This window comes from Lactococcus petauri (genome assembly GCF_002154895.1).
In the GTDB taxonomy this organism is placed as follows: domain Bacteria; phylum Bacillota; class Bacilli; order Lactobacillales; family Streptococcaceae; genus Lactococcus; species Lactococcus petauri.
The window spans coordinates 251890-275695 of sequence record NZ_MUIZ01000001.1; the positions used below are offsets into that span (position 1 = coordinate 251890).

Annotated in this window: 24 protein-coding genes; 1 reads left to right on the forward strand and 23 read right to left on the reverse strand. The window is 38.2% G+C overall.

The annotated features are described in order from the left end of the window. Positions 1 to 37 precede the first annotated feature (37 nt). The 16 genes from BZZ03_RS01370 to BZZ03_RS01440 all read right to left on the reverse strand — a co-directional run bounded on the left by BZZ03_RS01370 (position 38) and on the right by BZZ03_RS01440 (position 15944). On the reverse strand, positions 38 to 2374 hold the full coding sequence (locus BZZ03_RS01370) for an endonuclease MutS2 (protein ID WP_086582159.1): 2337 nt from the start codon (positions 2372 to 2374) through the stop codon (positions 38 to 40). A gap of 5 nt (positions 2375 to 2379) precedes the next feature. Beyond that, on the reverse strand, positions 2380 to 2934 hold the full coding sequence (locus BZZ03_RS01375; RefSeq protein ID WP_019293745.1) for a CvpA family protein: 555 nt from the start codon (positions 2932 to 2934) through the stop codon (positions 2380 to 2382). A 60-nt stretch (positions 2935 to 2994) separates the two neighbouring features. Further along, on the reverse strand, positions 2995 to 3975 hold the full coding sequence (locus tag BZZ03_RS01380; protein ID WP_086582161.1) for an NAD(P)/FAD-dependent oxidoreductase: 981 nt from the start codon (positions 3973 to 3975) through the stop codon (positions 2995 to 2997). A gap of 99 nt (positions 3976 to 4074) precedes the next feature. Next, positions 4075 to 5121, reverse strand: a complete 1047-nt coding sequence (locus BZZ03_RS01385) for a peptidoglycan bridge formation glycyltransferase FemA/FemB family protein (protein ID WP_019292007.1) — start codon at positions 5119 to 5121, stop codon at positions 4075 to 4077. Further along, positions 5121 to 6338, reverse strand: coding sequence for an aminoacyltransferase (locus BZZ03_RS01390; RefSeq protein WP_086582163.1), 1218 nt, complete (start codon positions 6336 to 6338; stop codon positions 5121 to 5123). Before BZZ03_RS01390 ends, BZZ03_RS01385 begins: the two co-directional genes overlap by 1 nt. A 57-nt stretch (positions 6339 to 6395) precedes the next feature. Then, the gene (locus BZZ03_RS01395) at positions 6396 to 7355 is read right to left on the reverse strand and encodes a DUF805 domain-containing protein (protein WP_086582165.1); all 960 of its coding nucleotides are present in this window, start codon (positions 7353 to 7355) and stop codon (positions 6396 to 6398) included. 7 nt (positions 7356 to 7362) lie between these two features. After that, a complete protein-coding gene (gene recN / locus BZZ03_RS01400) occupies positions 7363 to 9027 on the reverse strand; it encodes a DNA repair protein RecN (RefSeq protein ID WP_061413393.1) in 1665 nt (554 codons plus the stop codon). Positions 9028 to 9038: 11 nt separating this feature from the next. Further along, a complete protein-coding gene (locus BZZ03_RS01405; RefSeq protein WP_019293749.1) occupies positions 9039 to 9485 on the reverse strand; it encodes an arginine repressor in 447 nt (148 codons plus the stop codon). After that, positions 9482 to 10291: a TlyA family RNA methyltransferase gene (locus BZZ03_RS01410; protein ID WP_086582166.1), complete on the reverse strand. Its 810-nt coding sequence runs from the start codon at positions 10289 to 10291 to the stop codon at positions 9482 to 9484. Before BZZ03_RS01410 ends, BZZ03_RS01405 begins: the two co-directional genes overlap by 4 nt. After that, on the reverse strand, positions 10288 to 11139 hold the full coding sequence (locus BZZ03_RS01415; RefSeq protein WP_086582168.1) for a polyprenyl synthetase family protein: 852 nt from the start codon (positions 11137 to 11139) through the stop codon (positions 10288 to 10290). The genes BZZ03_RS01410 and BZZ03_RS01415 overlap by 4 nt, the downstream gene beginning before the upstream one ends. Positions 11140 to 11264: 125 nt before the next feature. Next, complete coding sequence (locus BZZ03_RS12135; protein WP_019293751.1) at positions 11265 to 11441, reverse strand: hypothetical protein; 177 nt, start codon at positions 11439 to 11441, stop codon at positions 11265 to 11267. Positions 11442 to 11553: 112 nt separating this feature from the next. After that, positions 11554 to 12609 (reverse strand): glycerate kinase family protein, encoded by a 1056-nt coding sequence (locus tag BZZ03_RS01420; protein ID WP_086582169.1) that lies wholly within the window; start codon positions 12607 to 12609, stop codon positions 11554 to 11556. Between the two features lie 106 nt (positions 12610 to 12715). Continuing rightward, positions 12716 to 12940, reverse strand: a complete 225-nt coding sequence (locus tag BZZ03_RS01425) for an exodeoxyribonuclease VII small subunit (protein WP_014024456.1) — start codon at positions 12938 to 12940, stop codon at positions 12716 to 12718. 9 nt (positions 12941 to 12949) lie between these two features. Further along, on the reverse strand, positions 12950 to 14203 hold the full coding sequence (xseA, locus tag BZZ03_RS01430; RefSeq protein ID WP_086582171.1) for an exodeoxyribonuclease VII large subunit: 1254 nt from the start codon (positions 14201 to 14203) through the stop codon (positions 12950 to 12952). A gap of 74 nt (positions 14204 to 14277) precedes the next feature. Next, positions 14278 to 15123: a bifunctional methylenetetrahydrofolate dehydrogenase/methenyltetrahydrofolate cyclohydrolase gene (locus tag BZZ03_RS01435; protein ID WP_019291997.1), complete on the reverse strand. Its 846-nt coding sequence runs from the start codon at positions 15121 to 15123 to the stop codon at positions 14278 to 14280. A gap of 107 nt (positions 15124 to 15230) precedes the next feature. Further along, positions 15231 to 15944 carry a putative ABC transporter permease gene (locus tag BZZ03_RS01440; protein ID WP_086582172.1) on the reverse strand — a complete coding sequence of 238 codons (714 nt, stop codon included), beginning with the start codon at positions 15942 to 15944 and terminating at the stop codon, positions 15231 to 15233. Positions 15945 to 16433: 489 nt separating this feature from the next. On the opposite strand from BZZ03_RS01440, the gene BZZ03_RS01445 reads away from it, so the two are divergent. Continuing rightward, positions 16434 to 16754 carry a DMT family transporter gene (locus BZZ03_RS01445; RefSeq protein ID WP_019291995.1) on the forward strand — a complete coding sequence of 107 codons (321 nt, stop codon included), beginning with the start codon at positions 16434 to 16436 and terminating at the stop codon, positions 16752 to 16754. 44 nt (positions 16755 to 16798) lie between these two features. Here the strand turns inward: BZZ03_RS01445 and pnuC are convergent, their stop codons facing one another. The 7 genes from pnuC to BZZ03_RS01480 form a co-directional block, all read right to left on the reverse strand. After that, on the reverse strand, positions 16799 to 17506 hold the full coding sequence (gene pnuC, locus BZZ03_RS01450) for a nicotinamide riboside transporter PnuC (protein WP_086582174.1): 708 nt from the start codon (positions 17504 to 17506) through the stop codon (positions 16799 to 16801). A gap of 113 nt (positions 17507 to 17619) precedes the next feature. Beyond that, positions 17620 to 18051 (reverse strand): Spx/MgsR family RNA polymerase-binding regulatory protein, encoded by a 432-nt coding sequence (locus BZZ03_RS01455; RefSeq protein ID WP_019293756.1) that lies wholly within the window; start codon positions 18049 to 18051, stop codon positions 17620 to 17622. Positions 18052 to 18193: 142 nt separating this feature from the next. Beyond that, positions 18194 to 19306 (reverse strand): alanine racemase, encoded by a 1113-nt coding sequence (gene alr, locus BZZ03_RS01460; RefSeq protein WP_019293757.1) that lies wholly within the window; start codon positions 19304 to 19306, stop codon positions 18194 to 18196. Between the two features lie 22 nt (positions 19307 to 19328). Next, positions 19329 to 19691 (reverse strand): holo-ACP synthase, encoded by a 363-nt coding sequence (acpS, locus tag BZZ03_RS01465; RefSeq protein WP_019291992.1) that lies wholly within the window; start codon positions 19689 to 19691, stop codon positions 19329 to 19331. A 102-nt stretch (positions 19692 to 19793) separates the two neighbouring features. After that, positions 19794 to 21719 (reverse strand): glucose PTS transporter subunit IIA, encoded by a 1926-nt coding sequence (locus BZZ03_RS01470; RefSeq protein ID WP_086582175.1) that lies wholly within the window; start codon positions 21717 to 21719, stop codon positions 19794 to 19796. Positions 21720 to 21742: 23 nt separating this feature from the next. Further along, positions 21743 to 22633 carry an N-acetylmuramic acid 6-phosphate etherase gene (murQ, locus tag BZZ03_RS01475; protein WP_086582177.1) on the reverse strand — a complete coding sequence of 297 codons (891 nt, stop codon included), beginning with the start codon at positions 22631 to 22633 and terminating at the stop codon, positions 21743 to 21745. Continuing rightward, positions 22630 to 23691, reverse strand: coding sequence for a MupG family TIM beta-alpha barrel fold protein (locus BZZ03_RS01480; protein ID WP_086582179.1), 1062 nt, complete (start codon positions 23689 to 23691; stop codon positions 22630 to 22632). The genes murQ and BZZ03_RS01480 overlap by 4 nt, the downstream gene beginning before the upstream one ends. Positions 23692 to 23806 lie beyond the last annotated feature (115 nt).

The window sequence follows — 23806 nt, forward strand, 5'->3', positions numbered from 1 at the left end:
TACTTTACAAATATTATGATTGTTTTTATATTTTGAGTCATTTCAAGGTTGCAATTGTTGCGCCACTTCCGCCAGCGTTCACAGGAGCATACTCATAACTCTTAATATGCCGGTGTTTTTGCAGCTTCTTCTGTACCATTTCACGAATTACACCAGTTCCGATACCATGAACAATGGTAATTTGTAATAAGTTAGCAAGCAAGGCCTGATCAATATAGTTATCCAATTCTAGCTCTGCTTCCTCATATCTCATACCACGTAAATCAAGCTGTGCTTTCACTTTATTGCTTACTTTTCGGGTTACGGCTTTCGTTTTTGCAGGTTGGTTCTTAGCAAGCTCTTCCTCTGTTAGCTCAAATTCATCTTCTTGCAGTTTGGTCATTATTGATCCCATTTGCACCTGCCAACGTCCATCTTTTTCAAGACGAATAAGTTTTCCACGTTGCCCATATGCTGTAACCACCACTTCAGCTCCTTGCTTCAACCCACGTTGTGCCTTAGCTTTCTTCAAAACTTTGTTTTTACTGTAATCAACAGATGGAACTAGGTTTTCAAGCTCGCTACGGGCTGCAATGATTTCGTGAGGTTTGAGCTGCGCTTTATCATTCAATGTTTTGAGAATTTCTTGAGCTTCTTGACTGGCCTTTTTCACAACTTCTTGGGCTTCTTGTTTTGCTTTCTCTAGCTCATGCTCACGCTCTCGATTAATCTGATCATAAACCTTGGTTAGATCTTTATGAAGATTTATATTTTCTCGTTCTAACTTCTTAATATTGGCTGCTGCTTCTGTTACTTCACGCGTTTTTTCCTCTAAGCTTGCGATCATATGATTGACATCGTGTTCCTCATCAGAAACCATATTACTAGCCTCCTGAATGATTTGGTCTGACAAACCTAAACGTCGTGAAATTTCTAAAGCATTTGAGCGACCTGGTACACCCAGCTGCAGACGAAAAACAGGGCGCATTTTATCGATATCAAACTCCATGCTCGCATTAAGAACTTCAGGTGTTTCAACACCATATGCTTTAAGTTCTGGATAGTGCGTACTCGCCATTGTCTTCACGTGTTTACCACGTAAATATTCTAAAATTGCAATGGCCAAAGCGGCACCTTCTTTGGGATCCGTCCCTGCACCAAGTTCGTCAAAGAGCACCAATGCGTTATGATCTGCCTTGTCTAGAATAGCGACAATATTGGTCATGTGACTAGAGAAAGTCGAGAGATTTTGCTCAATTGACTGTTCATCCCCGATATCCGCAAAAATATCCTGGAAGACATGTGCACGACTGCCTGTACTGGTAAGAATAGGCAAACCAGATTGCGCCATAATAGTAAGCAGACCTACAGTTTTTAGGGTAATTGTTTTACCCCCAGTATTTGGTCCCGTAATTACAATTGTGTTTAAACTACTGTCAAATTTGATGTCATTGGCCACAACTACATTTGGATCAATCAAAGGATGACGTGCCTCATAAAAACAGATGTCTTTGTTTTGGGTTAACTCAGGAATACTAGCCTTATGCTTCAATAAGTAGTTATACTTGGCTTTAATCAAGTCGAGATGACCTTGTAACCATGCATTTTGCCGAATATCCAAACTGTAGGGTTTAAGTTCTTCACTGACTGCTCGAAAAATTCGAAGCATTTCATTTTTTTCTTCGATTTTCTTTTGGTTTAAATTATTGTTAAGCGAAACGGCAGCATTGGGTTCAATATAGAGTGTTTGTCCTGAGGCAGACATATCATGCACCACACCTGCTATTTTATTTTTACTGTCTGCACGTACAGGCAACACTTGGCGATCATTACGAACCGTGATTAAATTTTCAGTGAGAGAACCTGCATTTTTAGACAAAAGTTCCTGCATCACTTTTTTAATGTCTGACTGATAACGTTTAATGGCTGAACGAATGTGCATCAGTTCAGCAGATGCATTGTCGTAAAGTGCCCCAGAGTTATCAAAAATTCCAAGTGTTTTATGCACAGGAGAAAGATCAGAAAATTTTTGGATGAGTTCCTCAAGTGTTGGTATTTCAACATTCTCTGCTTCGTCAAAATAACGCAAAATATTAAGCCCTTGTTGGACAACTTTTTTTATTTCGACAAATTCTCGCCCACTCAATTGAGCATCTAATTCTAAGCGGCGCAAAATTTCACTGATATCGGCCGTTTTTGAAAGATGAAGCTGCCCATTTTCTTGAGCTAACTTTTCAAATTCTGCCAATTCATCAAATAAGTTTTGGATTTTAGTGGCATCAGAGAGGGGTTCTAATTCTTCCAACTCTTTTTTGCCTTGAGCGGTTGTTAAAAAGGCCAAGAATTGCTCTTTGACCTTGTCAAATTCTAAAATTTGGATAATTTTTTTATTCATAAATTCTAAATATTACCTATTATATTTTCAATAAATATATTTTTCAGCATCCCCGAAGAAATCGGAGTGTGGCTAACCATCAAGCGAACCAAAGCGGAAGCATTCAAATGGTTTTGAACAGTGGGCATGGGTACAAGCGCAAGTAAAGTAACAGCCATTTGTAGGCCGAAATAAGTTGCTCCGAGTGCAAGAACACCTGCGATAATTTTTCCAGTTTTTCCGAAGGGTTGCAAACGTGTAATGTGGACAAAAAGTCCGAGTAGACGTATCACCGCATAAGAAATAACGAAAATAATCATAAAAGCAAGACCAGCATAGAAGGCATCATCGATTTGGAAAAGCAAGTTATTATCAAAAAACAGTAATCGTGAATCTGCTGTTGCACTGGAGAAAGGTACCCACATCGTTAATTTTGAAGCAAGTTCCTTATAATTTAAGAAGGCAATAATTGCAGATATAATGATCCCCAAGCTATATAAAGCCTGTAAGACTAAGCCTCTTGAATAGCCAACCAGAAAGGCCCATATAAGTAATATTAAGATAAGTAAGTTAATAAGCATAATGTTTTCCTAAATTTCTGTAAATCATTCGTTTACTACCCATTATACCTTATTTTCTCCTCATTTACCAAACAGGCTTGAAGAATGTCCTTTTTGTAAGCTATGGCTAAATTTAAGCTTTTGAGTCATATCATTGATTGCCAGTACAGCTTCTCCAAAACCAACTGACATTAAGGGAGCTTTCCCATCGTAATCACTGGCATCTCCCGCTACATAAAGCCCTGAAATATTGGTCTCTTGTTGGCGGTTAGCCGTTATTCTTCCTCTACGGCTTAGTTCGAGTTCTTCATTTAAATCAACATGGTTTGTCATCATTCCATAGTTTACGAGTATTTTATCTACTGCTAAATGATTGAGCTCATCGGATTTTACACGTTGCAACTTAAGGCCTTCAGGTGATAGCTCCTGCGGAAGATAAGGTGTATGTATTTCAACGGTTGATTGTTCCAGCTCTGCCACTGTTAAAGCATGAGCTCGGAAAGAAGGTCGACGATGAATAAGGTGAACTTTTCTGGAAACTTTTTCCAACATCAGTGCCCAATCCAGTGCACTGTCGCCCCCGCCAAGAACCGCAACTTCTTTTTCACGATATTCTTCTAAGTTTTGAATAAAGTAATTCAATTTCCCTAATGCATGAAGTTCTTCTTCTTTCTCGAGATTAAGCTTACGCGGACTGAGCAAGCCAGATCCTGTTGTTAACAATACTGCTTTCGAATGATGTGTACTTTTACTTGTTTGCAGTACAAAATGCTTATTTTTCTCTTCTTGGCTAATATTTTCAACTTTTTCATCTAAATATAGTTCATGTGGCACGCGAGCAAGTTGTGACAAAAGGTTGGCCGTTAGATCTGCTCCTGAAATCTCAGGCAAACCTGCTATATCATATATCATTTTATCTGGATAAAGTGTTTGAGGTTGACCGCCAGCTTCTTCTAGAGCTTCGATTATCTTGACCGTCATTCCCCGCATCCCAGCATAAAACCCGGCATAAAGTCCAACAGGACCAGCACCGATAATTGTTAAATCGTATAAAGTTTCCATGCCTTCATTATAGCAAATTTGTCAAAAGTTTTTTACATTTTAAATTCCATCCATCTTTAACACAAAAAACCGACGAAACGATTTCGTCAGCTTTTTAAGTTAAACACGCCCTAATATTTTTTTCATTCCTTGAATAAGTTTATATTTTACAGGGTTTGGATAGTAGGAGAATTCTCCTACTTTTTGTGTGATATAGCCCCCAAAATTTTGCTTAAATTTCAAAACACCATCACTGCCATCAAAGTTTCCTGAGATACCATAAAAATTATAGGTTTTCATCTGACGCTCAATTGCATGAAGCATGGCTGTATGCTGCATAAGGAAAGGGCCACCTAACTTGCCATAAGCGCCGTCAGATCCACCATAAAGGTAAAGAAATTCTTGATTGACTTCAATAAAGACACCAGCTGCAATTGCCACTCCATCTTTATAAGTAATCAAAAATTCGATTTTATTGCCAAAAGCCTTATAAAGTTCTTGATAATAGGCCAAATCTTTGGTTGCAAAATGACGCTTTTCACCTGTGTTACCAATCAAACGTTCCACTTCAAAGAGTTCTTCATAAGTAGCTATTTTAACTGTTACTTCATTTTTTATCGCTTTTTTAACGTTACGTTTTGCGTTAGAGTTGTAACTCTTGAGAAGTTCTTCTTCACTGTGTATTTCAGAAAGATCTTTGATGTATTGCCATTCGGCAACGGCATCCTGCTCTTCATAACCCACATGTCGACCATTGTAAGTTAAGCCAAGCTTTTTCATTTCTGAAATGAAAGACTCATTAGCTTCTTGAAGTTCTTGACCTTTGCTGTCATAAACCATATAGTCGACAGCTGGACGTATCTTCACTTCTAGAGCTTGCTGATTTTTCGCATATTTTTTTAATTCTTGAATAAAACAGTTATAGACCATCTGATCAAAATTGCCAATAGGGCCAAAGTTAATTTCCAACTTTGCACCACCTGAAACAGAAACAGAAGTCATAAGTGCTGCCATTTTAATCTGGTCATTGACTTTTACAGCGAGGAAAATCGGTTTATAACCACGTTTTTCTAACATTTCTGCCATTTGTGGGGTTTGTAAAAATGACTCCGTTTTTTCAGCTGCAAAAGCTGTAAATTGTTCTTGTGAGATTTCTAAGAATTCCATTATTTTCTACCTAAAAGTGTCTTAACCATACTTAAAACTTTGTGTTTAACTGGTTTTGGATAATAATTGAAATAACCAACTTTACGTACAACATACCCTGCAAAGTTCTGTTTAAAGTGCAGAACGCCATCTGTACCGTCAAAAGTTCCAGCTACTCCAAAGAAATTATAACTTTTCACGCCTTTATCGAGGGTTTTCTTCATTACGTAATGCTGAATAGCAAACGGCGCATATAGCTTTTTAAAAGCTTCGTATGATCCACTAAACAGATAGATAGTTTCACTTGCACCATAGATAAAGAGTGATCCCGCTAAGATAATATCCTCGCGCCCATGTTGAGCAATAAATTCACGCGCTTCTGCTAAACGAACTTTTTGAGTTTCTAGCTGGCTTTCTAACTCTTTGCGTTTACCTTCTTTTTTCGTTTTTTCAATCTGTCCAGTAAGTTTATCCATTTGAGCTAAAATTGCCGCTTCATAGTCTGCGAAATTAATCTCAGCCACTAAAAACTCTGCCTTGTCGCCAAAAGTTTTATAAAGACTTTGGTAGTAAGGCAAATCATGATCATCATAACCACGGCGTTCCGACGTTTCTGAAGTAATCTTTTTGAACTTATCAAGTTCTTCATAAGCTAAAGGACGCACTCGAATCCCAAACTGTTGGGTTTTCTTAACAGAGTATTGTCCATCTTTCGTATAAGATTTTAAAAGTTTTTTATCATCTGCGATATCAGAAAGATCTTTCACATAGTGCCATGTAGACTCGCCACGTTTGTTGTAACCAACTTCTAAGCCCGTATGTTCGTAATTTAACTCCTGCATTGATTGAATAAACTGCTTGTTTTCGGCAGTCAACGCATTACCTGCACTATCAAACTCTTGATAATTTGTATTAGGAATAACTAAAAGTTCCATGCCACCATGGTCTTTAACAAACTGACGTAATTCTTTGTAGAAAAACTTTTCTACGTCTTCTTGGTACTCTTGGTAAATTGGGCCATACTGGATTTCGTAGTGTTTTCCTCCAGTCATATTTTTTGCACCCAAAAGAGCAGCCATTTCAATTTTATCTGATTGGACAGCTAATAAAGTTACTTCCCAGCCGTTTGCCATCATCAGCTCTGCCATTTCAGGAGTCTGTAAAAAACTCCCTTGGCTTACATTTTCATTGAATTGAGCGAATTCTTCAGCTGAAATTTCTCTTAATTTATAATTCAAAACATATCCTTATTTCTTTAGTGATTTTATTTATTATAGCAAAAAAGACTGAATATTTCAGCCTTTCCTTCTAAATAGAAGTGTTTTTTCCTTTTGTAAAAGTTGATCTTTGTCTTGAAGTAAAACAAAGAGGAGAGTAATAATGAAGACAAAGTCAGCAAGGAAGAGAAGATAATTGAGCAATGAAAAATCATGAATTCCAAAGCTAACAGCATCTACAGCGTGGCTTATATTGCTCAATAAGAACAAAGACAAAGCTACAAAAAAGATTAATCCAATCCCATAATTGGATAAGCCAGCATCGCGTAAGCGACGTGTAAACAATGCAAGTGTGGGTAACAAGAAGCCAACTCCGATAAGAAAGAGTAAGGCAAGCATCATCCAGGTCGCAATAAATGCACCTCCGAAGAGGATGTTTTCAAAGAAATGAATCCCCACAAACATTACTCCTAGCACTGCAAATACCAGAGCAAATATCAGTTGAACAAACCAAAAACTTAGGCGACTTGTTCTTCCTCTGAAGGAAACATAACCGAGAAAATAGTTTTTGATCGCTTGCAAAAAGTTCTCTTGACCATTTTCTTCTATCCGTGCTGGCCCATAAGTCGGTTCTGAAAATTCTGGTAAGGCCGCTGCAGATTGAGCAGCAGGCAGAGCATTCAAAATAAGAATGCCGAAGAAACCACCAAAAGGAGCTAGAATTACAAAAATCAATTCCCAAGGAAGACTAACATCGCGTAAGCGACGTACGGCTATAGCTAAGAAAGGGCAGAAAGCCACTAGACCATAACATATCCATAAAGCAATGAAAAAATATGAAAATACAGACCACAAATCTGGTAAAACATCACTTGATAAAAGATGGAACAAAGTGGCAAAGGCAAGTAGGACAACTGTCACTAAAATATGGCCTAACATTGCGAGCCAATAGTCTTTTCGACTGGTTCTTTCTTTAAAAGAAATATAGCCTAACCAAAATTTTTGATAGGATTGTTTGAACTCTTTCAAATTAAACATAATCTCCTCATTTCATTAATAATCGTTTTGCTTGCGCGAGAGCTTCTACTGTTATGTCATCTCCAGCTAACATTTTTGCTACTTCTTCAACTCGCTCTTCCAGTTTCAATTTTCTTACTGTTGAAGTAGTGACATCATCTGTCGACGCCTTTTCAATATAAAATTGTGTATCCGCAATAGCCACCACCTGTGGTAAATGTGAGATAGCTAAAACTTGACCTGCTTGAGCGATTTTATAAATTTTTTGAGCAATAGCTTGGGCTACTCGTCCAGATACACCTGTATCAACCTCATCGAACACAATCGATGTTTTATTTTCTCGTCTTGAAAAACTTGATTTAATAGCAAGCATCAAGCGTGAAAGTTCGCCTCCTGAAGCCGTTTTGGCCAAGGGTTTGAACCCCTCACCTGGATTAGTTTGAATATAAAACTCTACTTGTTCATTACCCTTGCTTGAGAATTTCCCACTCTCAAACTGTACAGAAAAATCAGCTTTTTCCATATACAAATCAGCAAGTTCCTTTTTAATATCTGTCTCTAATTCTTTCGCGATTGCATGACGTGCTGTGTTAAGATGTTCACTTGCAATTAGTAATTCTGCTTGCGCTTCTTTCAGTGCTTCTTCAAGGCTCTCACTATTTTCAGTTCCACCCATCAAATCTGAGAGTTCAAGTTGGATTTTTTCCAAGGTTTTCAATACGTCAGAAAGTTCTGGACCATATTTTTTTCGCAAAGTATTCAAAGTGAGAATTCTCTCTTCGATTTGCAAAAGTTCTGTGGGATTAAACTCTATACCTTCAATTGCTGTTGATAACTTGGTTGAAACTTCCTCAAGCAAGTAATAAGCATCCATCGTTTTATCAGACAAATCTTGGTAATCTTGATCAAATTCTGCAACATTTTCGAGTTCTGCCATGGCTGTACGTATTCCGCTCAGACTTGAAAAATCACCCTCTTCATCGTCTAAAGCCAAATAGGCTGTATTTAAAGCATCTGCTATATTTTTAGCGTTGTTCAGCTTATCACGGCGGATCTGCAATTGCTCATCTTCTTTTAGATCAATCTCAGCTGCTTCAATTTCTTCAACTTGAAACTGCAAGATTTCGATACGTTGGGCAAATTCTTGTTCGTTCTTTTGACGTGTTTCAAGTGCTTGACGAATTTTTTTATAATGCTCAAACTTAACTTGGTATTCTGCCTTAATTTGTTCAAAATTTTCATCACCAAACTCATCAAGAAGTCGAAGATGATGTTTAGCATTCATCAATTCTTGATTGTCATGTTGACCGTGAATATCAACCAAAAGCTCGCCGATTTCACGTAAGGTAGTCAGATTTACCATTTGCCCATTCACCCGACAAACAGAGCGCCCATTAGCAAAAATATCACGGCGTAAAATGAGCTCAGTACTTCTTTCAAGGCCCAAGTTTTCTAACTTTTGATCCAACTCTGCATTTTTCCCTGCAAAAAATAGACCTTCAATTTCGGCCTTATCTTTACCTGTACGGACAAAATCACTGGAACTCCGTCCACCGAGTAAAAGTCCCATAGCATCAATAATGATTGACTTACCAGCGCCTGTCTCCCCAGTCAAAATGGTCATCCCACTTTCAAAAGAAAGATGAATCTCTTCGATAATCGCAAAGTTCTTGATAGAAATTTCTTGTAGCATACTTTTTCCTTTTACAAACTTAATTCGTCATAAACGGTATTTGCTTGCCGTCTTGTTTCACAAATAATCAAAATACTATCATCGTCCGTCATAATAGAAAAAATCTTCTTATTGTAACGATTGATGAGGCTTTTTTTAATCACACTGGTCGTCCCTGGTTTAGCAGTGATTGAAATCATATTATCATGCATCTTCAATTCTAAGATGGCCTCATTGGCTAACTCATTATGCAGCAGGTCCTTTTGTTCTTCATCATGTTGTTGGGGCAATGCGTAACGATAACCCCCACGACTTCCAGGAATTTTAATTAGGGCAAGTGACTTAATATCACGAGAGACTGTGGCTTGTGTCACATCAATATCATTAGCCAAAAGCTCTTGGACAAGCTCATCTTGTGTTTGTACTTCTTTAGTTGTGATGAGTCTTGAAATAAAATCAAGGCGTTCTTCTCTTCTCATACTAATGTTTCCTTTTCTGTTTGGAGTACAGCTTCAATATCAACAAGAGGCGCCACTGTAGCTGTCTCTTCTTTTTTTAAGTGTACTAGAAATTCAACATTTCCTGCGCCACCTTTAATTGGTGAAAAGGTGAGATTTTTGACTGAAAATCCAGTACTCAAAGCTTTTTGAATCACTTTGTCTATCGTTTGTTTGTGAATCTTCGGGTCTTTAATAATGCCATTTTTCCCCACTTGCTCACGACCAGCTTCAAACTGTGGCTTGATCAAGGCAGCCACATCACCATCTTGAGCTAAAATATCAAACAAAGGCGGTAAAATCAAGTCAAGTGAGATAAAGCTCACATCAATCGAAGTAAACTCAGGTTGTCCTTGCGTAAAATCATCTAAGACAGCCTTGCGGAAGTTAAACTGTTCCATAACAACCACACGCTCGTCTTTACGAAGTTTCCATGCCAGTTGGTTGGTTCCGACATCGAGAGCATAGACACGTTTGGCGCCATTTTGTAGCATAACATCTGTAAAACCACCAGTTGAAGCTCCAATATCCAAGCAAGTTTTATTTTCCACAGAAAGTCCAAACTCTAAAAGAGCTTTTTCTAATTTCAAGCCACCGCGACTCACATATTTAAGTTTTTCACCTTTGAGTCTTAGTTCTGTTGCTTCTTCTATCTTTTGTCCTGGTTTGTCAAAGCGTTCCCCTGACTTGGCATCTACTACTAAGCCAGCCATAACTCCCCGTTTTGCTTGTTCTCGCGTTTCGAACAAGCCTTGATTTGCTGCTAAAACATCTACTCTTTCTTTCATTTTATTTCTAAACTTTCTATAATTTCGACAATTTCAGCACTTGAAGTTATCTGTGCCAAATCACTTTTCACAGCCGTTAATAATTCTTCTAAAGCTTCTTGAGCTCCTTTTAATCCGAGCAAGGCCACATAGGTTGACTTTTCTTCTGCTTGGTCCTTTCCAGGCGTTTTTCCTATTTCTTCAAATGTTCCTGTAACATCAATAATATCGTCACGTATTTGGAAAGCTAAGCCTAGATTTTGACCAATTTCTCTTAATTTTGCGATTACTGCTTCAGACTGTTCAGCAATAATTCCAGCAGCAACAAAAGGAAAGGTTAACATTCTTCCTGTTTTCAAATGATGAATTTTCTTTACCTGCTCTAAAGATAAGTTTTTGCCTTCTCCCTCCATATCTAAAATCTGTCCAGCAACCATGCCCAAAGCACCGCTTGCAAAAGAAAGTTCTTTGACTAAGGAAACAACCATTACAGCTGGTAAAGAAGCAGTAGCCAATAGATAGTAGGGATCTAAAAAGAGCGCATCTCCCGCCAATATCGCTGTTGCTTCATCAAACTTTTTATGATTGGTGAGCTGACCTCGGCGATAATCATCATTATCCATAGCGGGTAGATCATCATGAATCAAGCTGCCCGCATGAATCATCTCAACAGTTGTCGCCACTTGATAATGTGCCGTTTCAAGTGTAACTCCTAGTGATTCTAACATCTTCAGAAACAAAAGTGGACGAATTCTTTTACCGCCTGCAGCAAGTGAGTAAGTCACAGCATCTGCAAGATGTTGAGGAATATCAGCTTTTTTATAAAATTTTATCAGCTCTTGATTGAGCCTATTCATATCGGTAATCATTAGTTATATTATCCCATTTCACAGAAATAATGTCCAATAGAAAATAGAGTACCTCACTCTTACATAATTTCTCAATACGAAAAAAACGTTCTTTAAAATAAGGAACGTTTACGTGCACTTCAGAATTATAGACCGAGTTTGCCTTTTAAGCCATCTACGAGCCCTTGAGCTTGTTCTTTCATATTTTCTGGAGTATATTTATCCACTTGCTCATCAATAACTTCTTCTGCTTTTTGCTTCATATCCTCTGGCACGTTTGAAGCCAAATCTTTTGCTTTATCTACAAGGTTATTTAAATCCATAATTTCTCCTTTTTTATGGTTTTATTATAGCACAAGTGCTGACATACAAATCAATGATTCGTACTGAAGCGAGTTTTATTCAAACATGACCAAAATTCAGTGCCACAAGTCTTTATTGACAATCATTTTGTCCAGAACACCATGTTTTCAGGACATTTTTCGTTAACACTTCAATGTTTTTTAGCGTTACTTCTTTTTCCATTGCTTTTGCTAAAGGAAGCACCTTTCTCTGAATGCTATAACTTGCCAGTAATACCTGATTCATCTCTCCTAAATCCTCCGATAAACTGCCACAAAAAGCGATTGTAGGGACATGATATTTCGCTCCCAGCTTTGCCATTCCAAACGGAACTTTGCCCTTGGCTGTTTGGAAATCCATCTGCCCTTCGCCTGTAATAATCAAATCCGCCGTTTTGATTGCTTCTTCAATCTTTAAAAGCTCAGCTATTTTATTAAATCCAGGCTCAAGTGTACCCCCTAGTAGGATAAGAGCACCACCTAAACCGCCTGCTGCACCTGTCCCTGGAATCTTTTGTAAATCAATCTTTCTCTCTTTTTTTATCTTTTGGACAAAAGCTTGCGCAGCTCTATCCTGTTGTTCCAGAATTTCTGCTGTACCGCCTTTTTGCTTTCCAAAAACTTTGGCATATCCTTCAGCGCCAGCATAAACATTAGTAACATCTGCTAATCCTGTAATTTTTATCGCCGAAAAATCTTCAGCTTCTAAAGCTTCCAAAAGGCCCAACCCACCATCAGAGGTGCCACTCCCTCCCAGGCTTAGAATAATCTCAGTCGCTCCTCTTTTTTTAGCATCAAGAAATAAGGCACCAAGTCCGAAAGTTGTGGCTTCTTTGATTGTCTTTTCGTTTGGTTTAATCTTATCGATGCCAACAACCTCAGCTGCCTCAATCACAGCCAGATGCTCATCGATGAGTAAATAGGAGGCTTGCATGGGACGTTGCATTAAATCAACCGTTTTAACATTAATAAGTTTTCCCTCTAAACCAGATTGAAGAGCGGACACACTCCCTTCGCCCCCATCAGCAATTTCAAACGTCGCAACCTTGATTTTGGGAAATGTAGATAAAATCGCAGTTTTTACTGCCTGATTCAACTCAGCACTCGTGGCTGATCCCTTGAAAGAATCTATCGCTACTACTACTTTCATATTTTTTTCCTCACTTTTACTTGCTAGTGTTATTATAGCACCAAACCTTTGTGTAAAAAATTAATTCAGGAAGCCATAACAAAAAAAGATTGCCTAAGCAATCTTTTTATTCTCCTAAAAACTCACTCTCAGATCCGTCTTTTCCGACGATTTTTACCAGTGTTTTTTCGGCTTCATTTAATGTTGTTTTGAGTTTTTCAGAAAGGAGCATTCCTTTTTGAAATTCAGAGATGGCATCTTCTAAAGCCACATCTCCGCTTTCTAGTTTTTTTACGATTGTTTCGAGTTCTGCTAAATTTTCTTCAAATTTTGCTTCTTTTTTTGTTGCCATATGTATCCTTTACTTTATTTCTGCATGAACGATGCCATCATTCAAATCGATATTCACTGTCTCGCCAGCTTGAACATCGTGAACACTCTTTATAATTTTACCATCATTCGCAGTTACCACTGAAAAACCACGCGCCTTGATCTTACTAATATCCATCAATAGAAGGGCCTGTACTAAGTTATCAACTTGATTTTTCTTTTGCTCATAGCTTTTTGCAAAAGCAGGTACTAGTTTTCCTGATATTAGTTCATAGCGGTGTTTCTCACGACTCAGCTTAGTTTCAGTTAAATTTTGTAAACGACTAGTGAGATGATCGATTTTCTGAATATGGCCATCATAGAGACGTTCTGGCTGACGAAAAACAACCGAATTTGATAACTTTTCCACCCGTTCTCTTTGGACCTTGATGAGGTGTGTTACACGATTTCTCATACGAAGTTCTTGGTCCTTTGACCACGCCAGCAAATCTAGTTTTGTATTAGGAGTTGCAAGTTCGGCGGCGGCTGTTGGTGTAGCTGCTCTGCGATCTGCAACAAAATCCGCCAAGGTCGTATCCGTCTCGTGACCAACCGAAGAAATAACGGGAATACGAGACTCAAAGATAGCACGAACGACAATCTCTTCGTTAAAACACCAAAGGTCTTCGATCGATCCTCCTCCACGTCCAACAATAAGAATATCGATATCAGATCGATTATTCACTGCTTCAATATTTGCGGCGATTTCTTCCGCAGCGCCAGCTCCTTGAACTTTTGTCGGATAGAGTAATATCTGACTCATCGGAAAGCGGCGATTTACGGTAGTAATAATGTCTCGAATAACAGCTCCAGAAGGACTGGTAATTACTGCAATTTTTTTGGAAAAAAGCGGCAACTCTTGCTTCCATTGTGGATTAAATAATCCCTCCGCTGTTAGCTTTTTCTTCAACTGTTCAAACTTAACTGCCAAAGCGCCGATACCATCAGGTACAATATTTTCAATATTAATAGAATAAGAACCTGATGGAGCATAAAGACTGATACGCCCTGTTACAAGCACCTTCATTCCATCTTCAAGTTTAAAATCGAGCTTTTTAAATTGACCTGCCCACATCGTTGCTTGTATGACAGACTTTTCGTCTTTAATTGCAAAATATTGATGATTAGGTCGTTGGCGAAAGTTAGAAATTTCTCCGGTCAAATAAACGCGTTCCAAATATGGATCGCGGTCAAACTTTGCTTTTAAGTATTTTGTTAGAGTTGATACGGTTAAATACTCTGTCATGCCTTAATCTTTCTAAATCCACTGCTTATCTACATGTACTGACTTGTAAATAAATCTGGACGAAATTTTCTTTTTTATTTTACAGAGGCTTCTGCTGCACGTACAGTCTGTTCCATCAACATAGTGATTGTCATCGGACCCACGCCTCCAGGAACTGGCGTGATTAATCCAGCAATTTCTTTCACCTGTTCAAAGTCAACATCTCCATGAAGTTTTCCATTCTCATCACGGTTCATACCGACATCAATAACTGTTGCCCCTTCTTTTACATCTTCTGCTTTGATAAAACGGTCTTGGCCAATGGCTACGACTAAAATATCTGCAGAACGTGTAAGTTCAGAAAGATTTTCTGTACGTGAATGTGCAATGGTAACAGTAGCATTAGCCATCATCATCAGTTGTGCCATCGGTTTTCCAACGATATTAGAGCGTCCCACAACAACAGCTTTTTTTCCTGCAAGTTCAACATTATAGGCACGGAACATTTCCATGATTCCTGCTGGTGTTGAAGGAATCATTAATGGCGCTCCGCTCCACAATTTACCCATGTTTATTGGATGAAAGCCATCTACATCTTTTTCAGGAGAAATCGCGAGTAAGACTTTTTCTTCTGATATATGTGAAGGCAGCGGCAACTGCACAAGAATTCCGTGCCAAGAGTGATCCTCGTTAAAGCTTTCAATAAGCTCTAACAGCTCCGCTTCAGACGTTGTTTCAGGAAGACGAATCACTTCTGACTTAAATCCAAGCTTTGCAGCTACACGCTCTTTATTTCGCACATAAACTTGACTGGCTGGATTTTCTCCAATCAAAATGACAGCGAGTCCTGGCTGAATGCCTTGTTCTTTCAGTTTGATAACTCTATTTTTGAGTTCTTCTTGCATCTTTTCAGCAAGGGCTTTTCCATCAATTATTTTCATACTATTTATTATATCAGACTCCATAAATATGTGCCAATAGGTGTTTCGTGATTCGAAAAAATTTTTCGGGAACGTTCGTTTTCAGCTAAAGTACCAGAATCTGGCTATTATTTTTTGATAATTTTGATATTAGGATGATTTTTGATAATCCTTTTTAAGTTATAATACTTAAACTTGGTCGGTTTATTGCTAAGCCATTCCAATATTTTTTGACGATTAGTTGAGGGTTTATCAGCAACAAAAATATGCTTGAACCTCAATTCTTTCAAGTTAGGATTTTGATTGTCCGAAGAATCAACAAGCGGCATGAAATCCTTTTTAGCTGATAGTGTAAAGCTAAATGTGGAAACAACATCGGCTAGAAAAATAAGCACTAGTATAAATACAAGTGTATCGCCTGTTACTGTTAGTAATCCCCTCAAAAAATCTTGGATGACTGGATTAATAAGCTTGATCAATACCAAACCACCTATACCCCAAAATAAAGAAATAGGAAGAGCTACCCTTCCTTGAAAATTCAAGGGAAGATTTGAATAATCCCATAACTTCATGTTAAATAACTTTTCCAATATCCAGCTGCCAATATATTCAATAAGCGTAACAATTAAGACGATAAATAAATAGAGCAGAAAAAGATGATTGGAATTTTGAATATCTCTTGTTAAAAGAAGAATCGTAGCGATACTGCAGCCATAGACTGGGCAATACGGACCCAAGAGTACACCGCAGAAAACAAAACGTTTATATTTAACTAAACAATAGACTGTCTCCCAAAGCCAGCCAATAACCGAATAGATTATAAAGGTCATAAAAAGATTCATTTTCATCCTCCATTACATAAACTTTTCAAAATAATAATCAAATTGTCAGCTAAACCTCTGATTTAGTGATAGAATAAAAGTATAAATCAACCCGGAGTCCATAGTGTATTTACCATGGACTCCTTTTTTGTTTAAATTTATCTGTTTTTATTATAGCAGTTTTATTATTTGATTTAAATCTCTCCTCTAACTTTTATCTTACTTATCCCTTTCATGATGGCTGAGAAAAATCAGCTTAGTTGCTTATCTCTTTGCTGTTCATTTCATATCTCGCAAGTCTAGAACTTGACCTCAGGTAGCAAATGTGAAATAATGTTAATATAATAAAGAAGGACTAAAGTATCACTCGCCGGAGCGATGCTTATCAGAGTCATGCCAACTAACCTTAGGCCTTGTGGTTAGTTGACATGACTCTTTTTGTTTATCACTTGCTAGCTCTTTTCTGGTCCTTTAACGCTAGCTCAATAATCTTTTCGAAAGAGGTGTAATATGTCGTGGATTTTTTTATTTCTAGCAGGAATCTTTGAAGTTGTTTGGGCTTCAACAATGAAATTAAGTCAAGGTTTTTCTATCATCAAGTATGATATTTTAACGATTATCGGAATGCTAGTTAGTTTTGGATTTTTGACCTTAGCTATGAAGAAACTTCCTTTAGGAATTGCTTATCCCATCTGGACAGGAATTGGAGCTGTCGGGGCTATCTTAGTGGGTGCCCTTATCTTTAAGGACAAGGTCCCTTCACTGACTTGGGTCTTTGTTCTGATGCTGGTTGTTGGACTAATCGGGATAAAAGTTACAAGTGGTCATTGATTTGTCTCGCTTTTCTAGAGGAAAACAAAAAACCTAGCTTTAAACTAGGCTTTTTTGTTTGCTCTTTTCCATACTGAAAAATATTTCCCATAGAGCGCTGTCGCCAAATAGAAGATGATGGTGAGAAGCATCGGCAATGCACTAGCAGAGTAGCCTTGTGCAAATGCTGTAGCCCATAATACAATGGTTACAATATTAGAAAGTAACCATAAAGAGTAACTGTCACCATAGCCTTTGAAAACGAGTAATGAAGCTGTTGCGCCAATAATCAGCGTAATAGAATCCCATAAAGGGTTCGTATCCCCCAAATGTGCATAAACTTGCATCATTGGCCACCAAGCGATTAGCATTAAAGCTATTGCAATAAACCAACCTTTGACCGTCATAAACTTCACACCGTTTTCAATACGATGTCCCCAAGTTTTCCAAGTCAGGATTAAAGGAATATCAATAAAGGCGATAAAGACGATTTGATCTAAAACAGAAGCATAATGTCCTGCAGTCCAATTAATATAAATAAAGCCGAAAGCGCTAATTAATCCGAGTAAACCATTAATCGGCCGCCCAATCATCATATAGACCGTACAAGCCGAGCCTACAAGAGTCGCAAAAAGTGTAATCACAGACAATAAAGTTATTGGCCCCGTAAGAAAAAAAGCAAGCTGTACGCCTATGATAAAAGCCAGCATTACGCTGCCAGCTGTATTGATAGATTTGAGTTCATGTTTCAACCAAATAATATAGTTTTTCATTGTTCCCTCTTTTTAATTTGATTATTAAATTATAACACGGACGGGAATGAAAAAACGAATTTCTTTTACTAAATACACAAAAAAAATGAAACAATTTCTGTTCCATTTTTCTCTTACGCTTGTTCTTCTAGTGCTCGTTCTATGTCTAACTGACGAATATTATGGGTCGCCTCAAGCATTTCGACACGGCGTACTGAACGTGGTAAAAATTTCCTAATGTCATCTTCATTGTAGCCCACTTGCAACCTTTTATCATCAAGGATCAAAGGGCGACGCAATAATGTACGATTTTCCTCGATTATCTTAACCAGCTCATGAAGGGAAAGGCGTTCAAAATCCAAAGATAAGCGTTTGTAAGCACGACTTCTTGTGGAAATAATCTCCTCTGTTCCATTTTCCGTTAAAGAGAAAATCTTAAGAAAGTCTTCGGGATCTATTTTGTCAGTTATCAAGTTGATTTCTTCGAATTCTAGTTCGTGATTCGTTAGCCATTCTTTGGCTTTTTTGCAAGAACTGCAAGCCATGACAGTATATACTTTAATCATATCCCTTCCCTCACTTTTCTTAATTTTATCTCATATGTATTTAATATAATTATATCATTTTTAAAGTCATTGTCAAATTACTCAACTTAGGACTTATTTTTAAATGAAAATGTAATGAAAAAAAGCCGCACAAAAGCAGCTTTTATTCTTCATAGACACGGTAAATTCTATCTGATAAAAGACAGATAACTTCGTAGCCAATCGTATGACGCCAGTTGGCAATATCTTGAACAGTAATCTCTTTATCACCATTTTTTCCAATCAGTGTGACCTGTGTACCCATCTCATAGTTTTTCGGCAAACGTATCGTCATCTGGTCCATCGAAATCCGACCAATAATTTCACAGTATTGCCCATCCACAATGACCTTAAAGCCTTGCATATCACGAGTCCAACCATCCGCATAGCCAATAGACACAGTCCCTACATAAGTATCTTCTTCTGCACGGAAAGTTGCCCCATAACCCACAGTGTCTCCCTTGTGGATCTTTTTAACATGCGTCAACTCAGAATGCAAGCTCAAAGCAGGCTCCAACTCATAAGGGAGAGCAAGTTCATCACCACTTGGGTTTAAACCATACATTGCTAAACCAATACGTTCAATATCTTGCACTTCTTGATTTTGCCACAAGCCAGCCGCTGAATTTGTCGAATGGACATATTTTGGACGACGACTCAATTGACTAACTAAGGCATCAAATTTTGCCTTTTGTTCTTTAAACTGTGTCGTATCTTCTTCATCAGCAGTGGCATAGTGTGTAAAAATACCTCGCACACTAATATTATATTGGTCTGCTAGCTCGATAATTTGATTAGCTTCCTCTGCTGTTGTCACACCGATTCGGCCCATACCTGTATCGACAGCGATATGGATACGCAAACGTGAAAAGTGTTTATTTTTATTTGAATCAATGACTTGTTGGAGCCACTTTAAACTTGGTGCTGTTAAGGTAATATGCTGACTGGCTGCAATTTCTGCATGATCAGGTACAATACCGGATAATACAAGTATAGGTTTAATAATCAATTGTTGACGTAACTCGATGGCTTCATCAAAGTTAGACACACAAAAACCATCTACAAGACCATCAATATGCTGCGCAACAGCAACTGCTCCGTGACCGTAAGCATTCGCTTTTACAACAGCCCAAAGTTCTGGTTTATCACCGATATGTTCGCGCATTTTTTTGACATTATTTTCAATTGCGGATAATTTAATAATCGCTGGTGTATGGCGATGTGGTGCTGCTTTCATATTATTTACCTTCTTTTTATACTCAATCTTTGCTTTCAAGAACAACCATAGCAACTGCTTCTAGATTACTATGTGAAATACTTAAATGTGCTTGGCCAGCAAAGGGATGTTCTAGAAAATAGGGTTTGCCTTTTTCATTTTTAGAAATTTCTATATGATGAAAGGAAAGCTGACTATCAAAGCCTGTTCCTAAAGCTTTTGAAAAGGCTTCTTTTGCTGCCCAACGTCCTGCTAAGAATTCCGCTTGACGTTTTTTTGAAGTAAAACTTGAAAAATGAGCAAACTCATTTATTGTCAAAACGCGCTGTGCAAATTTATCATTGCGTTCCAATGCTTGGACAATGCGCGATATCTCGACATTATCTGTTCCTATACCGTAGATCATTTTTCTATTATACCAAATTTTCAGATACTTTATTTAAAATCATTCTTCTTATTCTCAGCTTAAAGAGCTAAAATAGGCTGAGCTTCCACCCAACCTATTTTTTTATTCCGCAATGATAACTTGCTCTCCAGGAGAGACTTCTTCAGGAGCTTCAATGTAGATGTGCTTAAATTCATCAGAATTTGTAACAACAACTAAAGTTACTGGTGACAAGTTAGCATCTTCAATCATCTTTAAGTCTGCTTCTAAAAGCAAGTCGCCTTTAGTAACCTTGCTTCCGTCCGTTACTTTAGTGATGAAGGGTTTACCCTCTAGTGACACTGTATCTAAGCCCACATGAATAAGCACTTCTACACCGGAGTCACTAAGTAACCCAATCGCATGTTTAGTAGGGAAAACTGTCGTCACTGTACCATCAAATGGTGCAAAAACTTTCCCATCACGAGGCTGAATACCAAAACCTTGCCCAAGCATCCCTTTAGAAAAAACTTCATCTTCTACTTTCGCTAAAGGAATAATTTTCCCTGACATCGGTGAAGCAACTGTTTTATCAAGATTTGCAACAGCAGGTTGTGCTACTGTTGCTGCGTCTACATAGTTGTCTGCTTTATCTTTTTCAGATTGAGGAATGCCGAAGAAGTAGGTAGCAACAAAACCACCAACGTAACCACCAATTAAACCAAATACGTAAATCAACCAACGGTTATCTGCAATCAAAGGTATTAAAGCAATCCCACTTGGACCAATAGCAATGGCACCAACATGACCGAGTGACCCGATAATAGCACCGCCAATACCTCCACCAATACAAGCTGTAATAAATGGACGTCCCATCGGAAGTGTAACACCATAAATAAGAGGTTCACCAATGCCTAAGAAACCTACAGGTAAAGCACCTTTAACAATTTCGGCAAATTCTTTATTTTTACGTAAACGTACCCAGAGTGCCAAAGCTGCACCGACTTGACCAGCTCCGGCCATGGCAAGAATTGGAAGCAAGGTAGTTGAACCCGTTTTGTCAATCATTTCAATATGAATCGGTGTAAGAATTTGATGCAAGCCAAACATAACCATTGGCAGGAAGAGAGCACCTAAGAGGAAGCCAGCAAATCCACCACCAACATTAAGTACAGCGTTAATCCCGCCTACTAAAGATGTCGAAATTGTTCCCGCAACAGGCATGATGAAGAAAATCGTCAAAAGTCCGATAGCAAGGAGAGAAAGTGTAGGCGTAACGATAATGTCAATCGAATCCGGAATAACTTTCCGTAAATTCTTTTCCACAAGAGATAAAAGCCATACAGCAAAGATTACGCCAATAATCCCACCTTGTTGTGCAGATAATGGCTGCCCCGTAAAGATATTGTTAATTGGTGCTTCTGGTGTAATCCCAGTCAACATAGTCACAGCACCAATAACACCCCCAAGTGAAGGTGTTGCCCCAAACTCGGTCGCTGCATTAATCCCCACATAGATTACCAAATAAGCAAAGATACCCTTTTGAATCACACCTAGGACAGCAACAATCTGTGCAAAAGTCGCACCATCAATCGTGCCAGCGGTGATTAAGTTTGCAAGGATAGAAGCAATACCACCAATAAGTCCGGCACCTACAAAGGCAGGAATCAACGGTGTAAAAATACGTGAAATCGAGTTCAGTACTTCTTTTATCTTTGAAGGTTTATTGTATTTTTCCTTGGCTGCCTTTTTGGTTTGAGCTGCCCGATCTTCAAGACTGAGTCCTGCTGAGTGTGGAAACTGTTCGCCAAGCTTAACACCCACAGTATCAACCATTTTTTGGGCTACCTTGTTTACTGTCCCTGGTCCAACGATAACTTGTAGAGTTTCACCTTCAACAACTCCCATAACACCATCAATAGCTTTAAGTTTTTCAAGATTTACCTTTGTTTCGTCAATCATTGAAAGTCGAACGCGCGTCATACAATGAACTAAACTTTGAACGTTTTCTGGTCCACCAATTTCTTCATAAATTTGCCGTGCAATACGTGTTACTTTATCTTCTGCCATCTTCATCTCCTAATTTTTATTTATTAGCTCAATGTATTTTTAATGAATCCTTTTGCCTGTACGAGTTTTTCCTGCGCCTCACCTTTTGCACTATTGGTTAAAATCATGACAATCGCCAGCTTAACATCTTCTCCCGCTTGGATAAAGGTTTTTTCTGCTGTTTCATAATCACAATCTGTTGCCTCCATAATGATACGTTTGCTGCGCTCCACTAATTTCTCATTTGTTGGACGCACATCAACCATTAAGTTGTTGTATACTTTTCCAATACCAATCATCGCTATTGTCGAAATCATATTCAAAATTAATTTTTGTGCTGTACCTGATTTGAGGCGGGTTGATCCTGTCAAAAATTCAGCGCCACAGTCTACTTCAATAGGAAATTCAGCATGTTGGCTAATTTCGGCATTCATATTACATGCTAGAGAACCTGTATGTGCACCAATACTCTTCGCATAATCAAGCGCACCAATCACATAAGGGGTACGTCCACTTGCGGCAATTCCAATCACCATGTCATTTTTGGTTAGCTGAAGGTCAATCAAGTCTTGTTTGCCAAGCTCAAGGTCATCCTCTGCGCCTTCCACAGCAAGAGTCATTGCTTTTTCTCCACCTGCAATAAGTCCCACAACCATGCTTGCTTCAACACCAAAAGTAGGCACACACTCTGCAGCATCAAGCACACCTAGACGTCCACTGGTCCCTGCACCAAGATAAATAAGTCGCCCCCCATGATTGAAACTTTCAATCGTTTTTTCAATAACTGGTTCAATCATCGGAAGTGCTTTTTCTACAGCTTCTGCAACTTTTTTATCCTCCTTATTCATCTTTTCTAGAGCAGTTGAGACCGACATTTCGTCCAATCCAAAAGTTTCTTCATTACGTCGTTCTGTTGTCAAATTTTCTAAATTCATTTTCTTTCCTTTTCTTTTAATTCAAACTTTTGCTTCGAGTAAATTACATCGAGTAAATCTCTGTCTTTTTCGATAACATACGCTACAACGTTAATATTAGGGTGAGCTGGTAGTGATTTTTTACACACTTGTGTTTCACCCATGTAGCGTCCATAAAGTTCATTATCCAGTGTTACCGCCCCTTTGTTGCGCTTTTCTGTATGTTCTTTTTGAATTTGTTCAACCTTCTTAAAGCGGGCATTTGCACTTCTTATCAAGTCAGGAGATTGATCATTTCTATTGTCATGTTCTCCTAAAACTGACGTAAAATAAGCTGAATCATGGTTTTCTACATGTAAAACTATTTTATCCCACTGCAGATAATTTTCAAACTGATCAATCGTTGTTGCTGCTAAATCTCCATCGCCAATATAAACTTCATCCGTCTCATACTTTAATAAATCAAGAGCCGCAGCCAGCGGATGTCTATCCCGATGCTTTTCGAGTGTCGGAAGTCCAAGTCTTAAAGGTAAACGTTTCTGAGCATCGCCAGCAACAAAACCAACTCGCTTAAGACCATATTTTTGCAACCATTGATTCTGCTTGAGCAAATATTCCGTATCCAGCCCAGTTTCAGGGCGAGGATAATAGTTGTGCCAAGCTTCTAAATTAGAGAAGTTAGCTCCTAATCTTCTTAGTTCCTCTATCTCATCTTCTACCAACGTGCTGGCATTTAAACTAATCTTCATTTTATGGCTGGCTTTGGCAATCTGTTTATTGTCAATATGATAATCCATCCGTAAACCTGTGACACCATGGTGAATAAGTTCTTCTAAATGATCAAATGAGTAACCTGCACGTTCTAGAGCTTCACCTGAAATATCTACCATCAGCTCCAATTGGTTTGCTTTAGCACAAGCTCCTAATTTTTCTAAGCGCATTTTATACGCTTGAGCATCATCTTCAGGAATATGCATTGAAGTAAATATCCCCTTGAATCCTGCTTGTTTCATACTTTTTATATAATGAATATCTTTTGTAGAAAGATCTTCATTCATAAAAATTGAAAAGCCAAACATAAACACCTCTCTATCTCTGAAACTTTATTTCTTTTGTTAACGCATTCATTTTAACATATCCAAAACTTTATTTCAACAATTTACTTAAATTTTTCCACATTATTTTTAAATAAAA

Coding starts and splice junctions, on each gene's coding strand:
- BZZ03_RS01470 (WP_086582175.1), bottom strand. CDS start 21,719: ATGGCAGAAGATAAAGTAACACGTATTGCACGGCAAATTTATGAAGAA.
- BZZ03_RS01405 (WP_019293749.1), bottom strand. CDS start 9,485: ATGAGAAGAGAAGAACGCCTTGATTTTATTTCAAGACTCATCACAACT.
- recN (WP_061413393.1), bottom strand. CDS start 9,027: ATGCTACAAGAAATTTCTATCAAGAACTTTGCGATTATCGAAGAGATT.
- BZZ03_RS01380 (WP_086582161.1), bottom strand. CDS start 3,975: ATGGAAACTTTATACGATTTAACAATTATCGGTGCTGGTCCTGTTGGA.
- BZZ03_RS01420 (WP_086582169.1), bottom strand. CDS start 12,609: ATGAAAGTAGTAGTAGCGATAGATTCTTTCAAGGGATCAGCCACGAGT.
- BZZ03_RS01410 (WP_086582166.1), bottom strand. CDS start 10,291: ATGAAAGAAAGAGTAGATGTTTTAGCAGCAAATCAAGGCTTGTTCGAA.
- BZZ03_RS01435 (WP_019291997.1), bottom strand. CDS start 15,123: ATGAAAATAATTGATGGAAAAGCCCTTGCTGAAAAGATGCAAGAAGAA.
- BZZ03_RS12135 (WP_019293751.1), bottom strand. CDS start 11,441: ATGGATTTAAATAACCTTGTAGATAAAGCAAAAGATTTGGCTTCAAAC.
- BZZ03_RS01395 (WP_086582165.1), bottom strand. CDS start 7,355: ATGTTTAATTTGAAAGAGTTCAAACAATCCTATCAAAAATTTTGGTTA.
- BZZ03_RS01445 (WP_019291995.1), top strand. CDS start 16,434: ATGTCGTGGATTTTTTTATTTCTAGCAGGAATCTTTGAAGTTGTTTGG.
- acpS (WP_019291992.1), bottom strand. CDS start 19,691: ATGATCTACGGTATAGGAACAGATAATGTCGAGATATCGCGCATTGTC.
- BZZ03_RS01415 (WP_086582168.1), bottom strand. CDS start 11,139: ATGATTACCGATATGAATAGGCTCAATCAAGAGCTGATAAAATTTTAT.
- BZZ03_RS01480 (WP_086582179.1), bottom strand. CDS start 23,691: ATGTTTGGCTTTTCAATTTTTATGAATGAAGATCTTTCTACAAAAGAT.
- pnuC (WP_086582174.1), bottom strand. CDS start 17,506: ATGAAAAACTATATTATTTGGTTGAAACATGAACTCAAATCTATCAAT.
- BZZ03_RS01375 (WP_019293745.1), bottom strand. CDS start 2,934: ATGCTTATTAACTTACTTATCTTAATATTACTTATATGGGCCTTTCTG.
- BZZ03_RS01385 (WP_019292007.1), bottom strand. CDS start 5,121: ATGGAATTCTTAGAAATCTCACAAGAACAATTTACAGCTTTTGCAGCT.
- xseA (WP_086582171.1), bottom strand. CDS start 14,203: ATGACAGAGTATTTAACCGTATCAACTCTAACAAAATACTTAAAAGCA.
- alr (WP_019293757.1), bottom strand. CDS start 19,306: ATGAAAGCAGCACCACATCGCCATACACCAGCGATTATTAAATTATCC.
- murQ (WP_086582177.1), bottom strand. CDS start 22,633: ATGAATTTAGAAAATTTGACAACAGAACGACGTAATGAAGAAACTTTT.
- BZZ03_RS01370 (WP_086582159.1), bottom strand. CDS start 2,374: ATGAATAAAAAAATTATCCAAATTTTAGAATTTGACAAGGTCAAAGAG.
- BZZ03_RS01455 (WP_019293756.1), bottom strand. CDS start 18,051: ATGATTAAAGTATATACTGTCATGGCTTGCAGTTCTTGCAAAAAAGCC.
- BZZ03_RS01440 (WP_086582172.1), bottom strand. CDS start 15,944: ATGAATCTTTTTATGACCTTTATAATCTATTCGGTTATTGGCTGGCTT.
- BZZ03_RS01425 (WP_014024456.1), bottom strand. CDS start 12,940: ATGGCAACAAAAAAAGAAGCAAAATTTGAAGAAAATTTAGCAGAACTC.